The organism is Thioclava sp. F42-5 (assembly GCF_002213195.1).
Classification (GTDB): Bacteria; Pseudomonadota; Alphaproteobacteria; order Rhodobacterales; family Rhodobacteraceae; genus Thioclava; species Thioclava nitratireducens.
In genome coordinates this window covers 914,129-929,999 of record NZ_NBNZ01000001.1, presented here as the reverse complement: position 1 = coordinate 929,999, position 15,871 = coordinate 914,129, and the positions used below count along the sequence as shown (strand labels likewise).

Sequence of the window (15,871 nt, the reverse complement as noted above, 5' to 3'; positions counted from 1 at the left end):
GATGACCCTCGGCTCCGATCCGCTGATCGAGGCGGTCGACGTCTCCGTCCTGACGATCCCGACCGATGCGCCGGAATCCGACGGGACGCTGGAATGGAGCGAGACCTCGATGGTTCTCGTCTCCATCTCCGCTGGGGGCGAGACCGGCCTTGGCTACAGTTACACGACCCCCGCGACGGCGGGGATCGTGCGCGATACTCTCTTTCCAAAAGTGGAAGGGCGCAATGCGCTCGACATCGCGAAGCTCTGGCTGGCGATGGTGCATGCCACGCGCAACATCGGGCGCGATGGTCCCGTCGCGATGGCGATAGCGGCGGTGGACACGGCGCTTTGGGACCTAAAAGGGAAGCTGCTGGGCCAGCCCGTCGCCGCCCTTCTCGGCCGCGCGCGCGACGCGATTCCGGCCTATGGCTCGGGCGGCTTCACCTCCTATGACGACCGGCAGCTGCGCGACCAACTCGAGGGTTGGGCCGCCGAAGGCTTCTCTATGGTGAAGATCAAGGTCGGGCGCGACCCCGATCGCGATCCGCACCGGCTGAAACAGGCGCGCAACGCCATCGGTTCAGACTGTCGGCTATTCATGGATGCGAATGGTGCCCAGAACCGCAAGGAGGCGCTGGCGTTGGCCGAGCGTGCCCGCGAATTCGGCGTCGAATGGCACGAGGAGCCGGTCTCCTCGGACGATCTCGAAGGGCTGCGCCTGTGCCGCGACCGGGCCCCGGCGGGGATGAATGTCACGGCGGGGGAGTACGGTTTCAATATCGGCTATTTCCGCCACATGCTCGAAGCGGGCGCGGTGGATGTGCTGCAGGCGGATGCCACGCGCTGCGCGGGTATCACCGGCTTCATGGGCGTGGCCGCGCTGAGCGCCGCGCATCAGGTGCCGCTCTCTGCCCATTGCGCTCCCGCGCTGCATCTGCACGCCTGCCTCGCCGCGCTGCCCGCGATCCATCTCGAATGGTTTCACGACCATGTCCGGATCGAGGGGATGCTGTTCGACGGCGCGCCCGAGCCGGAGAAGGGCCAGCTTCGCGACAATGGCGAACCGGGGCTGGGGCTGCGGCTGCGTCCGCGTGAAGCCGAGCGGTTCCGACAGGCCTGAGCGCAGTTCCCGGCGCATCGTCTGACGCCGGGACGAAAGGTTTCGGCAGTAGCAAAGGGAATTCGCAATGACCCATGACAGGATATACGAAGCATTCCGACGCCGCACCCGTCGGCCCGTCGGCGGCATCGGGCTGGGCGCCATCGTCGCAGGCGTGGGCCTCGGTTTCGTCGCCGCCGGGCTGGCCGCGCGCCGCCCGCGTTCCGGCAACCCGGTGAAGCGGTCGCGCAACAAGCGCGAGGCGCTGCGGCTCGGTCGGGACGGGGCCGCGATCATGGGCGCAAGCGTCCTTTTCGACAGCGCGCTGGAACATCTGCGCGGCGATTTCCGCCGCGACGAGATGTATGTCGCCCCGCTGACTGGAGCGACCGCGATGGCAGCCGCCCTGGCGGAGCCGCGGCGCAGCAAGCGCGGCCGGGCGCTCGAGGCGACGCATCTCACCTCCGTCGGGATCGGGATGGCCGGGATGGGGTTCCACCTGCGCAACATCAGTCGCCGGCCCGGCGGGATTTCGTGGAACAACCTGTTCTACGCCGCGCCGCTCGGTGCACCGGGGGCGCTGATCATGAGCGGTCTGTTCGGCATGGTCACCCACCGGATGGCCCAGACTCGCGGCTACGAGCATCTGCACGGGCGCGAACTGGCCTGCCTCACCGCGCTCGCGCTGGTGGCGGAGTCGGGCGAAGTTGCGCTGCTGCATTTCCGCGGCGCGTTCCATGACAAGGCGATGTATCTGCCGGTCACGCTGCCGCCGCTCGCCGCCGCCGGGCTGATGGCGCAGGCGATCTATCCGCATAGGCGCTTCCGGCGCCCGCTTACCCTGCTGCTGCGCGCGGTCGAGGGGCTTGGCTATGTCGGCACAGGCTTTCATGCCTACGGCGTCGCACGCAACTCGGCGGGCTGGCGCAACTGGCGACAGACGACGCTGGCGGGCCCGCCGATGCCCGCGCCAATCAGCTTCGCGGGGCTCGGCAAGACCGGGCGTGCCGCACTCGATCTGCTCGCGGTGGAACAGGATCAGCCGCACCAGACAAAGGAAAGGGCAGCGATATGAGCGAACCGTTTCGTACCCCGTATCCGGGCTATGACGTGCTCGATAAATGGGACAGCCCGTCCTTCGACGATCAGACCCGCGCGGTTCTGCGCGCGCGACGTGATCCGCCGCCGCGCCGCTTCCTCGACCCGGACCAGTTCGCGCTTCTGGAGGCGCTCTGCGCGGTCGTGATCCCGCAGCGCCGCCCCGAGCCCGTGCCCATCGCGCCCTTCATCGACGCGGCGCTGCACGAGGATCGCGGCACCGGCACCCGGTTCGCCACGATGCCGCCCGAGCGCGAGGCATGGCCCCGCGGCCTGAAGGCGATCGACGCCGAGGCACGCGCGACGTTCGACGGGCTCGGATTTCGCGAGCTCGACCGGCCCGAGCAGGAGCGCCTGCTGCGCGCCATCGATCGCGGCGAATGTCGCGCGCCCGAGACATGGCAGGACATGCCACCGCAGAAATTCTTCCGCGCGCTTCTGCTCAAGCAGATCGTGGAAATCTATTACAGCGCCCCCGCCGGGATGAGCGAGATCGGCTATGGCGGCCCCGCCGCGCCACGCGGCTATGTGCGCCTCAAGGCCGGCCAGATCGACCCGTGGGAGGCGCCCTTCGGAAAATGGGAGGACCAGGCATGACCCAAGACGCGTCTCGCAGCGATCGCCCCCGCGCGGTGGATGGCCACGCCCCGGACGTATTCAAGCGCGAAGGGCAGGTGCCGATGCGCGAATACCCTAAGAACGCGCCGGTCGATTTCGTAATCGTCGGTGCGGGCTGCGGCGGTTCGGTTCTCGCAGCCAAGCTCGCCGAAGCCGGAATGTCGGTGGTGCTGTTCGATGCCGGTCCCTTCTTCCAGCCAAAGCGTGACTTCGCATCCGATGAGCGCGAGCAGGACAAGCTCTATTGGCTCGATCCGCGTATCTCCGACGGCGACGATCCGATCGAACTCGGGGCGAACAACTCCGGCCGCGCGGTGGGTGGCTCCTCGGTGCATTTCCAGATGGTGTCGCTCCGCTTCCGTCCGGAATGGTTCAAGTCCCGCTCGAAACTTGGTTACGGCCGCGACTGGCCCGTCGATTGGCGCGAGATGTGGCGCTACTACGACGAGGTGGAGGACGCGCTGAAGATTTCGGGGCCGATCCGCTACCCGTGGGGGCCCGATCGCGGGCGCTACCCCTATCGCGAGCATGAGGTGAACGAGGCCGGTCTGGTTCTGGCGCGCGGGGCAGAGGCGCTTGGCGTCGATTGGGCGCCGACGCCGCTCTGCACCGTCTCCGCGCCACGCGGGAAGTCTCCGCCCTGCGCCTATCGCGGCATGTGCAAGATCGGCTGTTCGGTGAATGCCAAGCAGAGCATGCTGATTACCTATGTCCCCCGCGCGATCAAGGCGGGGGCGGAGGTGCGCGACCTCGCCATGGTTGGCCGCATCGAAACGGGCCCGGACGGGCGCGCCAGTGGCGTCTCCTACCATCGCGACGGGGAATGGCATTTCCAGAAGGCCGCGAATGTGGTGGTGGCCGGCTACTCCATCGAGACGCCACGGCTGTTGCTGAACTCGGCCAACGCGCATCATCCGCAGGGCTTGGGCAATTCCAACGGCATGGTCGGGCGCAACCTCATGGTGCATGCGAACGACGCTGTCTGGGGCGAGTTCGACGAGGAGATCCGCTGGTACAAGGGCCCGCCCTCGATGGCGACCTGCGAGCACTGGAACTATGCCGATGACGACCCGAGCAAGGATTTCGACGGTGGCTATTCCTTCATGAGCCAAGGCCCGCTGCCCGGCGATTTTGCGGGCACGCTCGTCTCCTCGTCGGGGCTGTTCGGCGACGATCTGCTGAGCAAGATGGGCCGCTACAACCGGATGGCGGGGCTGAAGATGGTGGGAGAGTCGATGCCGTCACCGGACAACCGCGTGACGCTGGCCGACGAGACCGATGCGCTTGGCCTTCCCCGGGCCAAGGTGACCCATTCCTTCTGCGACAATGACAAGCGGCTGCAGGAACATGCGCGGGGGTTCATGTCCCGGATGATGCGCGCCGCGGGCGGTCACAACCTGTTCGAAACCCAGAGCACGGCGCATCTGATGGGCGGTTGCCCGATGGGCGACGATCCCGAGACCTCGGTCACCAACGACATGGGCCGCAGCTGGGATGTCGACAATCTGTGGATCTGTGACGGCTCGCTGATGCCCACCGGCGGCGGCGTGAACCCGGCGATGACGATCCTCGCCAATGCCGCGCGGATCGCCGACCGGATCATCGATGCGCGCTTCCATTGAAGACGAAGGGTGGCGCCCCGCACGCAGGCGGGGCGCTGCGAGTTCATAGAGATTACCCGATTTGAGAGGACGCCATGAAGATCAAGGTCGAATATGCGGACGGTCTGAGGGCCGACAAGAACGTCGACCGGTTGCCGGAGGTCGATGACCGCTTCGAGGACGGCCTCGTGGAGAACGTAACGGAATACACCCCCTTGCGAGAAGGCTATGCGGCTTACGTCCGGCTCAAGAAACCTCCCGGAGAACGCTCCGAATAGGTGCGTGTTCGGCGGCTGATCCGCTGCAGGGTCACTCGCCGGATTTCACCGCCGTATCTTCGAACACCCGCCCTTCGTCATCGGTGACGCGCAGGTGAACGGTGAGGTCCGCATTCGCTTCCAACGAGATCTTCGCTGTGGAAAGCGGGCCGGTCGCGTCTCCATCGGATACAGGAACAGAGCCGGCTTGCCGGTTGACGGATCGCCCGTTCGGGCCGCTTTTCATCACCTCGAGGATATATTTACCCGAATGGCCGGGCTCCAGCCGGGAGAAGGTCTCAATCGTGACAAGTCCTTTGTCTTTCGAGAGTGAAATCCATGCGCGCCCGGCCCCGTCGGCCAGAGCCTGAAACGGTGCGACAAGTAGAAAGGCGAGGAGATAGGCCTTCAGTTTCATGATGAGCTCCTGTGATCACGGGGCGCGCCGGCCGGTTGAGGTCTCCAGAGTAAAAACGAACGTGGTGCCGGCTAAGAACAGCAGCTGGGACCGCACGTCTCTGGCGATCACGTCGCTGGTGCCTTTTTCAGATGATGCAAGACCCTGACATATCGAGAATATCACGTCTGATCGGAGCTGGCTTTACCCCGGACGGTTTATTTCCGTCCCCGCTCGGCCATTCGAATGATCGCGCTCGCTGACGGGAGAGGGCGACGCGCCCAGTTCCTCGGCTACCTTCAAGATGCCGCCCAGCCGGGCGACGGCCACGAAGTGTTTCATCGCGTTGAGGTTGATGTCTTTCAGCGTTTCTTGCGCCTTCGCTAAACGACGATGCCATGCGGCGGTCGTTTGCCCATCCCTGCGGCGTGTGACCGTCACGACGGCTTAACCTCCGTCCCATTCAGAGGGAGCTGCACCCTGACCTCGAGACCCGCGTCGCGACCGCTCGGCGGCGAGGTCAGAGTGAGGGGGCTTTCGATGCGCTCCGCGATCACTGAGACGATGGCGAGGCCCAACCCGCTGCCGTCATTCGTGCTGCCCGCTCGCTCGAACCGCGCAGTCAGGCGCGCCAGCGTCTCCTTGGGGATGACGGGCCCGCCATTCGTCACTGTGAACACGCCCTCCTTGGTCAGCCGTACCGTGACGGGGTCGTCCTGCGTACCGTGCTTCAGGGCGTTCTCGATGAGGTTCCGGCACAGGATGCCGAAGGCGTCGGGATCGAGATCCGAGAGCACGGGCGTCTCCGGTAACTCCAGCGCAATACGCCCGGGATCGAGGCTGCGCGCGAGGTCTTCGACAATCAGGCGGGCGGTCATGCGCAGGTCCGAACTGCGCTCCAGCCGCAACGGCCCGCCTTCCGCCCGGGCGAGCTGCAGCAGACGTTCCGAGAGCCGCGTTAGACGTTTGAGCGTCGCTTCGATATCGGCGGCGCGTGCCTTGGCGGCTGGATCGGTGGTTTCCGCGCTCAGCCGTTGGGTCTGCGCGATGGCACCGGCAAGCGGTGTGCGCAGTTCATGGGCCGCATTGGAGGCGAAGCTTCGCTCGGCCTCGATCCCCTCGCGCAACCGCCCCAGAAGATTGTTGAGCGTGGCTGCGACCGGGGCGATCTCGGCCTGCAGGTCGTCAGTCGGAATGGGCGTAAGGTCGCGGGCGTTGCGCGCCTCGAGGCTGGTCCGGAACCGCCGCAAGGGCCCCAGATTGGTCCGCACCGCGAGAACGACAGCCGCGAAAGCGAGCGGGATCACGATCAGCAAAGGCAGGCCGAGGCCGAGCTCGATCTCGCGGGCGACCTGCGCGCGATGCGCGAGCGGCTCCGCGACGGTGATCCGTGCCGTGTCCTGAAGCGCGGCATCGCTGTACAGCCGGTGGGTGGCCGTCTGGCTGAAGCCCCGTCCCTCATACGCAGGGAACACGGAAGGATCGGCGGCGTGGGATTGGAGCAGGATATGCCCCTCCGCGTCCCGCACGATATAGGTGAAGAATTCCTCGTGATTGCGAAGCTGCGCAAGGCGCTGTGTCACATTCGTGCTGTCACGGTTCACGATATCCATGACCGCGAGGGGCAGAATCCGCTGCGCCGTTTCCTGAAGCGTGGAATCGAAGACCTCGCTCATCTCCTTGCGCACGATCAGCGCGGTGACTGTCGCTGCGGCGATCCACATCAACGCCAGCACGACCCCGAGCGAAAGTCCCAGACGGGCCTGAAGGCTTCGGGGCAGCCTCATGCCTTGCCCAGCCTGTAGCCGAGGCCGCGTTCTGTCTCGATCACATGGGCGCCGAGTTTCTTGCGCAGGCGGCTGACATGGACCTCGATCGTGTTGCTCTCCACTTCCGCATCGAAGGCGTAGAGCTTCTCTTCTAGCTGGGCTTTCGACAGCAACTGGCCGGGTCGCGAGAGGAACGCTTCGAACAGGGCCCATTCGCGCGCGGTCAGCTGCACGGGCTTGCCGTCGCGCCTGATGCTGCGCGCGGCGAGGTCGATCTCGAGCCCGGCATGGCTCACGATGGGGTTCGGATTGCCGCTGTAGCGCCGCGCCACCGACCCGATGCGCGCCGAGAGCTCCGCGAGATCGAAGGGCTTCACGAGATAGTCGTCGGCGCCCGCGTTAAGCCCCTCGATCCGGTCCGAGACCTGATCGAGCGCGGTCATGATGATAACCGGCGTCACATCGCCCCGGCCGCGCAGCGCCTTCAGAAAGCCGATGCCCCGACCGTCGGGAAGCATGAGGTCCAGCAGGACGAGATCGTAGCCGGTGCTGCGGACCGACGCGCCCGCTTCGTCGAGTCGCGTGACCCAGTCCACGGAGTGACCGTCGCTTGCGATCTGGTCGCGCACCGCGTTGCCCAGAATAGTGTCGTCCTCGATCAGCAGGATGCGCATCTTCGTTCCATCTCTTGTCCGTTGACCCCTCTTCACCCGCCCGGCTGACACCAAGCTGACGCTGCGCGGGATGCGGCTTCAGGTTCCCGTCAGATTGATTGCCCATGAAAGGTGCGGAATTGGCCGTGAACAGGAGTTTGGCCCATGAAGAAGACCATGACAATTCTCGCCTTTCTCGCGACGTTCCCGGCCGGGGCGGCCCTGGCCGATGACGATTGTTTCGCGCCGATGGCGGATTGGCAGCCCCGCGACGCCGTGGTCCAGCTCGCCGAGCAGAACGGCTGGACAGTGCGCCGCATCAAGATCGACGACGGCTGCTACGAGATCGACGGCACTGACGTGCAGGGCCGCCGGGTCGAAGTGAAGCTTCATCCGGCGACGCTCCAGGTTCTCGAGATCGAATATGAAAACGGCGAAGACGGTCGGTCCCGCCAAGATCGTGAAGGAGACAACCATGAGTGACGCAGCATTTCGCGACGCAACGCGTCCGAACGGCGAGGCCGGGGGACGCGTGCGGGTCTGGGATCCGCTGGTGCGGATATTCCACTGGGCCGTTGTCGCCACCTTCGCGATTGCTTGGTTCACCGCCGACGAAGTGCAGCCGGTGCATGAGGTTGCAGGCTACACTGTCGCCGGGCTGGTCGCGTTCCGACTGATCTGGGGGGTCGTGGGCGGGCGCTATGCCCGGTTCACCCAGTTCCTCAGAGGGCCGGGGCAGACGCTCTCCTATCTTGGCGATATGCTGCGCGGCAAGGAGCGTCGCTATCTCGGTCACAACCCTGCGGGGGCGTTGATGATCGTGGCGTTGCTGATCTCGCTGTCGGGAGCCGCCTTCACCGGCTGGCTGATGGCGGAGCCCACACGCATTGCGATGCTGCCCGCGCTGCCGCAGATCGTGACCCCGGCGCTGGCCGACGAGGAGGGCGAATACGGCGAGGGCGCGGAGGGCGCGGAGGGCGGCGGTAACGAGGCGCTCGAGGAGCTGCACGAGGTTCTCGCCAATCTGGTCCTGCTGCTCGTGGCGTTGCATGTCGCCGGTGTCGTTCTCGCGTCTTCCCGGCATCGCGAGAACCTCGCGCGGTCGATGCTCACCGGCGACAAGCGTGCGCCTGGCCCCGGCGATATCGCCTGACCGCTTCCGATTTCGTCGCCAAGGCCGTTTCGTTCCGCGGCCTCACTCGGCCCCGCCCTCACACGGCGGGGCCTTTTTCCTGACGCCAAGCTGAAGCGGAAACCGTCCGCCTGTCAGGATGCCCTCAGGTCCGCTGCGCAGATTGTCGGTAGCAGATGAAAAAGGAGACACTGCCATGCGAAAGACCCTGACCGCACTTCCCCTCATCGCCCTGCTGCCCGCAGGGATGGCCTTGGCCGACGACGACTACAGAAAGTCTTCGCGCGGCGAAGGAATGTCCCGTGATGCGGTGATGCAGATGGCGCGCGAGAACGGCTGGACCGTCGAGGAAATCGAGACGGAAGACGGCCAATACAAGATCGAGGGCCGCGACCGCGACGGGCGCAAAATCGACACCAAGCTCGATCCGGCGACGCTGCGCCTCATCAGGTCGGAACATGACGACGATGACGAAGAAGACGACGACGATGACGATTACGGCGCATCGGCGCGCAACCCGGCCCCCGCGGGCACGGTCGCCCCGCCGAAAAACGGTCTCTTCGGCAACGGCGCGCCGCCCAAGGTTCAGGTGAACTGAGCCGACATCGCATTCCTCCCCCAAAAAAGGATTCCCGTAATGAAGTCTCTTCTAGCAACTTTGGCGCTGAGCACGGCGCTGACCGTTCCCGCCCTCGCGTCGGCGCAGCCCGTCACACTCAAGACCACGCTGAACAATTACGGCGGCGACGGCGCTTATCTCGCGCTCTATGTCACCGACCCGTCGGGCGCCTATGCGGGCAGCCTCTGGATGGCGGGTGGCAAGTCCAAATATTACGAGCATCTCCGCGACTGGTATCGCGCGACCGCGGGCGACCCGGCGCAGATCAACGGCATCACCGGCGCCAGCGTCGGCGCGGGCCGGACGCTCGAGATAACGCTCGATCTCGCGGATGCGCTCTTCGACGCGGGCTACACGCTCCACGTCGACGCCGCGGTCGAGGACATGCGCGACAGCCCCAACGAGATCGCCGTACCGCTGACCACGGACGGCGCGGGCAAGCCGGTCTCGGGCCGTCGCTACGTGGCCGATTTCACCTACGACATGTGAGGTGAAAGGCCATGATCCGCGCGTTTCATCGCTGGCCGGGGCTGATTGCCCTGGCGCTTGTCACGGTGCTGGCGCTTAGCGGCGCGGTGCTCGCGGTCTTTCCTGTGACGGAGCGGATCGCGGCGCCGCAGGCCGGCGCAGAGCTAAGCGTTGCGCCCCTCGCCGAGCGCATCCAGACTGTCTATCCGGGGCTCGAGCAGATCCGGCGTGCACCGTCGGGGCGGATCACCGCCTATTGGTTCGAGTCCGGACAGCCCGGTGCCGCCGTAATCGATCCCATGACGGGTCGCGGCGTCGCCTCGGCTGATCCGAATGGCTTTCAGCGTTGGCTGACCAACCTGCATCGCTCCCTCTTTCTCGGCGATCCCGGCCGTGTCGCGAGCGCGCTGGGCGCCGTCGCGATGCTTGTGCTCTCGGTCTCCGGAGCGATGCTCGTCGCGCGGCGTGTCGGCGGTTGGCGGAGCTGGTTCTCCGGTTTGCGCGGGCCGCTCGCCGGGCGGCTCCATGTGGAGATCGCCCGCGTCGCGGTGATAGGTCTGATCTTCTCCTCCGTCACCTCTTTGTGGATGACGGCCTCGACCTTCGCGCTGATCCCGGATGGCGGGCCGTCGCTGGGCGTGCCCGCCGAGGTGAGCGGCCAAACGGGCGCGTCGATTGCCGATCTCGGCTTGCTCGGCACCACGCCCGTCTCGGAACTGCGCAGCCTGAGTTTCCCCTATGACGGCGATGCCACCGATGTGTTCACGCTCAAGACCGATCGCGGCACCGGCTATCTCGATCAGGGCACCGGCACCGTGCTCGCCTGGGCGGATCTGACAGCATGGCAACGCGTCTCGGAAACCATCTACACCCTGCATACGGGGCAGGGCGCTGCGCTGCTTGGTGCGGTGCTGGGTCTCATGGCGCTCGGCGTGCCGGCGATGGGTCTGACCGGCGTGTCGATCTGGCTCGTGGGGCGTCGCGGACGCCCGCGTATCCGGGCCAACCAGCCGGCCGGGGGCGCGGAGACGATCCTTCTCGTCGGTAGCGAAAGCGGCAGCACATGGGGGTTTGCGACGACCCTGCACGCCGCGCTTCGCGCAGCGGGCCAGAGTGTTCACATCGCGCCGATGTCGTCCTTCGCCCCCGAGCGTTACGCCCGGGCCGATCGGATCATCGTGCTCGCGGCGACCTATGGCGACGGGGCGGAGCCCAGTTCCGCGAAAGGGTTCCTGACGAAACTCGAAGCCCATTCCGATGCGCTGGATATCCCGATTGCCGTGCTCGGCTTCGGGGACCGGAGTTTCCCTGCCTATTGCGCCTATGCCCAGACGGTTGCCGACACCGTGGACGCGAAGAGGTGGCCGGTTCTTCTGCCCTATGACACGATCGACCGTCAGTCGCCGCAGGCCTTCGCGCGCTGGGGGCAGGCGCTGGGCGCGGTGCTCGGGATCGAGCTCGATCTGCATCACCAACCGACGCCGCCCGTCACGACCGAACTCACGCTCCAGTCGCGGCGCGATTACGGGGCGGACGTGCAGGCGCCGACGTCGATCCTGCGCTTCTCGCTGCCGCGCGCTACGTTCTGGCAGAGGCTGACAGGTACGGGTTTCACGCGGTTCGCCGCGGGAGACCTGATCGGGATCCTGCCCGAAGGGGCGCCGACACCGCGCTTTTATTCGCTCGCGTCGTCGCGTCGCGACGGGTTTCTGGAGATCGTGGTCAGGAAGCATCCCGGCGGCCTGTGTTCGAGCCAACTGACGTCACTCGAGCCGGGGGAGCGCGTTCGCGCATTCATCCGGCGCAATCCCGCCTTCCGACCGGACCGCTCGCATACGCCGCTGATCCTGATCGGCGCGGGCACGGGGATCGGCCCCCTTGTGGGCTTCGTGCGTGAGAACGAGCAACGTCGCCCGATCCACCTGTTCTTCGGGATGCGCGATCCGCAAAGCGATTTCCTTTATGCGCAGGAGATCGGGGGTTGGAAGGACGAGGGCCGTCTGTCGCGGCTCGTGACCTCGGTCTCGCGCGGCCAGCGCCCGCGCTATGTGCAGGATGCGATGCGCGCCGATGGCCCCGAATTGGTTCGGCTCGTGCAGAGCGGCGCGCGGATCATGGTGTGCGGCGGGAGAGACATGGCGACGGGGGTCGCCGATGCCCTTCACGATATCCTCGCGGCCTCTGGTCTGAGTGCGACCAAACTGAAAACGGAGGGACGCTATGTCGAAGACATCTTCTGATCTCGTGCGCCACGCCCTGCACGGCCCGACCATGGGCACCCGCTGGACCGCCCTGTTTTTCGCACCGCCCGGGCGCGATCCCTCGCCGATCCGGGCCGCGCTTCAGGCGGCGGTTGCGGAGGTGGACACCCAGATGTCCACGTGGAAACCCGACAGCGACCTGATGCGGCTCAATGCGGCTCCGGACGGCGAATGGGTGAAGGTGCCCGGTCGCTTGGCCGAAGTGCTCCACCTCGGGCTGGAGATCGGCAAAGCCTCTGGGGGCGCGTTCGATGTCGGGCTCGGCGATGCGGTCACGGCGTGGGGCTTCGGGCCCGACGAAGCGTCGCCCGACGCGATCCGCGCCGCGATGAGCGTGCCGCGGCAGCCTGCATATGAATGGCTCGAGATCGACCATGGCAGGGTGCGCAAGCACAGCCCTGCGGCGCTGGACCTGAACGGGATCGCGAAAGGTTACGGCGTGGATCGCCTCGCCGAGACGCTTGCCGCGCAGGGGATCGAGGCTGGTCTTGTCGGGATCGACGGCGAAATGCGGGCCGAGGGGCTCAGGCCAGATGGCAGCGCGTGGACGATCGCGGTCGAGAGCCCCGATCCGCTTCGCCGCATGCCGCATTCGATCCTCGCGCTCGAGAATGCATCGGTCGCAACGTCGGGCGATTACCGTCACTGGATCGATCTCGGCGTGCGCAGGCTCTCGCATACGATGGATCGTTCGCGTGGCGCGCCGTTGCTGGCATCGCCTGCCTCCGTGACGGTGGTCGCGCGCAGTTGCGCCGAAGCTGATGGCTGGGCCACCGCGCTGATGGTGCTCGGTCCGGGCAAGGGGCTGGAGGTTGCGAAGGCGCGCGGTCTCGACGCCCTTTTCCTTATGCATGAGGACGACGGCAGCGTGCAAAGCCGTGGCACAGGCGAACTCTTTCCCCAGAGTGTGGCGGCCACGGTATAGGCTACGTCGGTTCGCCGCGGATCCGACCGACGGCGCCGGGAGATGCCGCTGCAGGCGCGCTCCGACATGTCCTCGCCCCTTATCGGGATGGGCGTAACGATGGAGGAAAACGATATCCCCGACCTGATCGTTGATGCATCGCGCGATCCCTGTGCCGCGAGTAATCCGATCCGCCTTGACGCGGAAAGGGCTGCGCAGTTTGCAGGTCGCGCTCTGATTGCCGGGCTGCGGCGCAAGCGATAACCCTTGTCTGTCGAGAATGGAGACGAACATGAAAATCGCGCTTGTCCAACCGCGGCCGCTTTCCTCTGATCAGAGGCGAATATTTGCGATCATCGAGGAATGGGTGAGCGGTGTGGCGTCGCTCGGAGCCGATCTTGTCGTGCTGCCCGAGCTGATACTGCCCGGCTACAACCGCCCCGAAGAACACCGCGAGCAGGCGCAACCGCTCGACGGAGAGTGGTGCGCAGCGATGCGCGACATCGCGCGGAAACACGGGTGCGCGATCTGTTATGGCTGGGCCGAACGGCTGGGCGATCAGGTGTTCAACGCGGCGTCCGTGCTCGACAAGACAGGCGCAAGGGTCGGGCATTATCGCAAGATTCAGCTCTTCGGCGAGATGGAGCGTGCGAGCTTCGACTTCGGTACGGAGGCGCCACCCGTATTCGAGCTGAATGGCGTCCGGACCGGTCTGCTGATTTGCTATGACATCGAGTTCCCGGAACATGCGCGTGCTCTGGCGCGTGCCAAGGCCGAATTGATCCTCGTGCCCACGGCGAATCCGGTTGGCTACGATCACGTTCCCGATCTGCTCGTGCGGGCGCGGGCGAACGAAAACGCGGCCGTGGTCGTCTACGCGAATTACGCGGGACCTGATCGAGAGATCGACTTTGGCGGCAAGTCGGTGATCGCGGGCCCCGACGGGCAGGCCGTGGCGCAGGCCGGAAGAGGGCCGACGACGTTGATTGCGGACCTGCCGAAAACTGCCGATTATCCGGCCGAGGCGATCTCAGTTCAGTTCGACGATTTGCGTCGCGTGGAGTAGTCGGCGGCCTTCGCGCCTTCGCGATTTGAAATTCGGCCATCCGAGCATAGCTCCCGATTACGCACCGCTTAGGGGCGGTGCGACAGTCCACCTCGGGTTGGGGCAAATATTTCGGAGGACATATGGAAATCAACGCGGAGTTTTCGGAGCGCGTGCTCGTTCATTCCGACACGCTCGATTGGCATGGCTCGCCGTCGGCTGGCGTGGAGCGGCGGATGCTCGACCGGATCGGCGACGAGGTGGCAAGGGCGACGAGCATCGTGCGCTTCGCCCCGGGGCATAGTTTCTCGGCGCATACGCATGGCGGGGGCGAGGAATACCTCGTGCTGGAAGGGGTCTTCCAGGACGAGAGCGGCGATTATCCAGCGGGAACTTACGTGCGCAATCCGCCGCAGACCCGGCATCGTCCGGGCTCGGAGGGCGGCTGCACGATCTTCGTGAAGCTCTGGCAATTCGACCCCGACGACCGCGACCAGTTCCACAAGGACATGCGGACCGATTTGGTCCACACCGAAGAGGGTATTGAGTGCTCCGAGCTTCACCGCGATGCACGTGAGATCGTTCGCTATTTCCGGCTGGCGCCGAATGCGGGCCTGTCGCTCGATGATCCGGGCGGGATGGAACTGCTCGTGCTTGGCGGGACGCTGACCGAGAGCGGCGACGAGCTGCGCAAGGGGTCGTGGTTGCGCCTGCCTATCGGACACACGCTGCAGGTTCAGGCGGGGCAGGACGGCGCGGAGTTCTGGATCAAGACAGGGCATCTGCGCTTTGTCGCGGCACCGGACCAGTGACGGAAAACCATTTCTCCAAATGACGGGATTTCAATGAAGACGCAGGTCGCGATCGTCGGCGGTGGGCTGGCAGGCTTGGCGCTTGCGCGGCGTCTGCACGCACGCGGGATTGCTTTCGAGCTGTTCGAGGCACGGCCCCGCTTCGGCGGGCGGATCAAGGCGCTTGAGATCGGCGCCGGGAAGGTCGATCTCGGCCCGTCGTGGTTCTGGCCCGGCCAGCCACGTATCGCTGCGCTCACCGAGGCGCTGAAGCTGCGAAAGTTCGAGCAGTACGCGCGCGGCGCGGTGTCGCTGGAAGATGCGAACGGCCATGTTCACCGCAACATGGGGTTTGCCAGCATGGCCGGGTCGTGGCGCCTCGAAGGCGGAATGGTCGCGCTGACGAACGCGCTGGCCGCTGAGCTTCCGTCCGCGCGGCTTCATCCCGGTGCGCGGGTCGTGGCGCTTGGGACTGGGCCCTCGGTCACGCTTGCGGATGGCCGTGTCTGCTGGGCCGAGCATGTCGTGCTTGCCGTGCCGCCGCGCGTCGCGGCGCAAATCTCTTTTGCGCCGCCGCTGAGCGACGTGCAGATGCAGGCGCTCCGCGCGCCCCCGACGTGGATGGCGGGACACGCAAAGTTCGTCGCGGTGTACGAGCGTCCGTTCTGGCGCGAAGCCGGGCTCTCAGGCGATGCGATGAGCCAGCGCGGGCCGCTGGCGGAAATCCACGATGCCTCTGGGGCGGAAGGATCTCCGGCTGCGCTCTTTGGATTTCTGGGCGTCCCCGCGCGGGCGCGGATCGGGCAGGGAGAGACGATCGAAGCGATGGCGCTTGCGCAATTGGCGCGTATCTTCGGTCCCGAAGCCGCCAACCCGCTGACCTATGCGCTGGAGGACTGGGCCATGGCCCCCGAAACCGCGACGGAAGCCGATCTCGAGCCGCTCCGGTTTCACCCCGATTACGGCCTGCCGCCGGTCCTTCGGGGCCTCCATGACGGACATGTGCATCTCTCCTCATCCGAGACCGCGCCCGAGATGGGCGGCTACATGGAAGGCGCGTTGGCTGCGGCAGAACGCGTGGCGCGCGAACTGGATATTTGAGCCGAACCCGCTGTCGGAAAAGCCGATCCTAGACAACATTGCCGGTCGGGATACGCACCCCGACCGGCAAGCCGCT

19 protein-coding genes are annotated in these 15,871 nt (G+C 66.0%); 15 read left to right on the top strand and 4 right to left on the bottom strand.

The annotated features are described in order from the left end of the window. Position 1: 1 nt before the first annotated feature. The 5 genes from B6V74_RS04215 (at position 2) to B6V74_RS04195 (ending at position 4,676) form a co-directional block, all read left to right on the top strand. Entirely contained in the window at positions 2-1,102 is a 1,101-nt protein-coding gene (locus tag B6V74_RS04215; RefSeq protein WP_088722035.1) for an enolase C-terminal domain-like protein, read from the top strand. A 67-nt stretch (positions 1,103-1,169) separates the two neighbouring features. Beyond that, the gene (locus tag B6V74_RS04210) at positions 1,170-2,156 is read left to right on the top strand and encodes a hypothetical protein (protein ID WP_075776379.1); all 987 of its coding nucleotides are present in this window, start codon (positions 1,170-1,172) and stop codon (positions 2,154-2,156) included. After that, complete coding sequence (locus tag B6V74_RS04205) at positions 2,153-2,776, top strand: gluconate 2-dehydrogenase subunit 3 family protein (protein ID WP_088722034.1); 624 nt, start codon at positions 2,153-2,155, stop codon at positions 2,774-2,776. The genes B6V74_RS04210 and B6V74_RS04205 overlap by 4 nt, the downstream gene beginning before the upstream one ends. Beyond that, complete coding sequence (locus tag B6V74_RS04200) at positions 2,773-4,419, top strand: GMC family oxidoreductase (RefSeq protein ID WP_088722033.1); 1,647 nt, start codon at positions 2,773-2,775, stop codon at positions 4,417-4,419. The genes B6V74_RS04205 and B6V74_RS04200 overlap by 4 nt, the downstream gene beginning before the upstream one ends. A 74-nt stretch (positions 4,420-4,493) precedes the next feature. Next, positions 4,494-4,676: a hypothetical protein gene (locus tag B6V74_RS04195; RefSeq protein ID WP_088722032.1), complete on the top strand. Its 183-nt coding sequence runs from the start codon at positions 4,494-4,496 to the stop codon at positions 4,674-4,676. 31 nt (positions 4,677-4,707) lie between these two features. On the opposite strand, the gene csgH is transcribed toward B6V74_RS04195, so the two are convergent. From csgH to B6V74_RS04175, 4 genes are all read right to left on the bottom strand, one after another. After that, positions 4,708-5,073 carry a curli-like amyloid fiber formation chaperone CsgH gene (gene csgH / locus B6V74_RS04190; protein WP_088722031.1) on the bottom strand — a complete coding sequence of 122 codons (366 nt, stop codon included), beginning with the start codon at positions 5,071-5,073 and terminating at the stop codon, positions 4,708-4,710. A gap of 183 nt (positions 5,074-5,256) precedes the next feature. After that, on the bottom strand, positions 5,257-5,493 hold the full coding sequence (locus B6V74_RS19050) for a LysR family transcriptional regulator (protein WP_088719201.1): 237 nt from the start codon (positions 5,491-5,493) through the stop codon (positions 5,257-5,259). Continuing rightward, a complete protein-coding gene (locus tag B6V74_RS04180; protein WP_088722030.1) occupies positions 5,490-6,839 on the bottom strand; it encodes an ATP-binding protein in 1,350 nt (449 codons plus the stop codon). The genes B6V74_RS19050 and B6V74_RS04180 overlap by 4 nt, the downstream gene beginning before the upstream one ends. Beyond that, entirely contained in the window at positions 6,836-7,495 is a 660-nt protein-coding gene (locus B6V74_RS04175; protein WP_088719199.1) for a response regulator transcription factor, read from the bottom strand. The genes B6V74_RS04180 and B6V74_RS04175 overlap by 4 nt, the downstream gene beginning before the upstream one ends. A gap of 144 nt (positions 7,496-7,639) precedes the next feature. Between B6V74_RS04175 and B6V74_RS04170 the strand changes: the two genes are divergently transcribed. The 10 genes from B6V74_RS04170 to B6V74_RS04125 all read left to right on the top strand — a co-directional run bounded on the left by B6V74_RS04170 (position 7,640) and on the right by B6V74_RS04125 (position 15,795). Continuing rightward, positions 7,640-7,957: a PepSY domain-containing protein gene (locus B6V74_RS04170; protein WP_088722029.1), complete on the top strand. Its 318-nt coding sequence runs from the start codon at positions 7,640-7,642 to the stop codon at positions 7,955-7,957. Further along, a complete protein-coding gene (locus tag B6V74_RS04165; protein ID WP_088722028.1) occupies positions 7,950-8,627 on the top strand; it encodes a cytochrome b/b6 domain-containing protein in 678 nt (225 codons plus the stop codon). The genes B6V74_RS04170 and B6V74_RS04165 overlap by 8 nt, the downstream gene beginning before the upstream one ends. Positions 8,628-8,802: 175 nt before the next feature. Next, positions 8,803-9,204: a PepSY domain-containing protein gene (locus B6V74_RS04160; RefSeq protein WP_088719196.1), complete on the top strand. Its 402-nt coding sequence runs from the start codon at positions 8,803-8,805 to the stop codon at positions 9,202-9,204. Between the two features lie 39 nt (positions 9,205-9,243). After that, on the top strand, positions 9,244-9,714 hold the full coding sequence (locus tag B6V74_RS04155) for a DUF2271 domain-containing protein (RefSeq protein WP_075776368.1): 471 nt from the start codon (positions 9,244-9,246) through the stop codon (positions 9,712-9,714). Positions 9,715-9,725: 11 nt separating this feature from the next. Then, a complete protein-coding gene (locus B6V74_RS04150) occupies positions 9,726-11,933 on the top strand; it encodes a PepSY domain-containing protein (protein ID WP_088722027.1) in 2,208 nt (735 codons plus the stop codon). Continuing rightward, positions 11,914-12,879, top strand: coding sequence for an FAD:protein FMN transferase (locus tag B6V74_RS04145; RefSeq protein WP_088722026.1), 966 nt, complete (start codon positions 11,914-11,916; stop codon positions 12,877-12,879). Before B6V74_RS04150 ends, B6V74_RS04145 begins: the two co-directional genes overlap by 20 nt. A 42-nt stretch (positions 12,880-12,921) precedes the next feature. After that, the gene (locus tag B6V74_RS04140; RefSeq protein ID WP_088722025.1) at positions 12,922-13,122 is read left to right on the top strand and encodes a hypothetical protein; all 201 of its coding nucleotides are present in this window, start codon (positions 12,922-12,924) and stop codon (positions 13,120-13,122) included. Between the two features lie 28 nt (positions 13,123-13,150). Next, positions 13,151-13,924 carry a carbon-nitrogen hydrolase family protein gene (locus B6V74_RS04135; RefSeq protein WP_088722024.1) on the top strand — a complete coding sequence of 258 codons (774 nt, stop codon included), beginning with the start codon at positions 13,151-13,153 and terminating at the stop codon, positions 13,922-13,924. Between the two features lie 122 nt (positions 13,925-14,046). Continuing rightward, positions 14,047-14,715 carry a cupin domain-containing protein gene (locus B6V74_RS04130; RefSeq protein ID WP_088722023.1) on the top strand — a complete coding sequence of 223 codons (669 nt, stop codon included), beginning with the start codon at positions 14,047-14,049 and terminating at the stop codon, positions 14,713-14,715. 33 nt (positions 14,716-14,748) lie between these two features. Further along, complete coding sequence (locus B6V74_RS04125; RefSeq protein ID WP_088722022.1) at positions 14,749-15,795, top strand: FAD-dependent oxidoreductase; 1,047 nt, start codon at positions 14,749-14,751, stop codon at positions 15,793-15,795. The last annotated feature ends 76 nt before the right edge of the window (positions 15,796-15,871 follow it).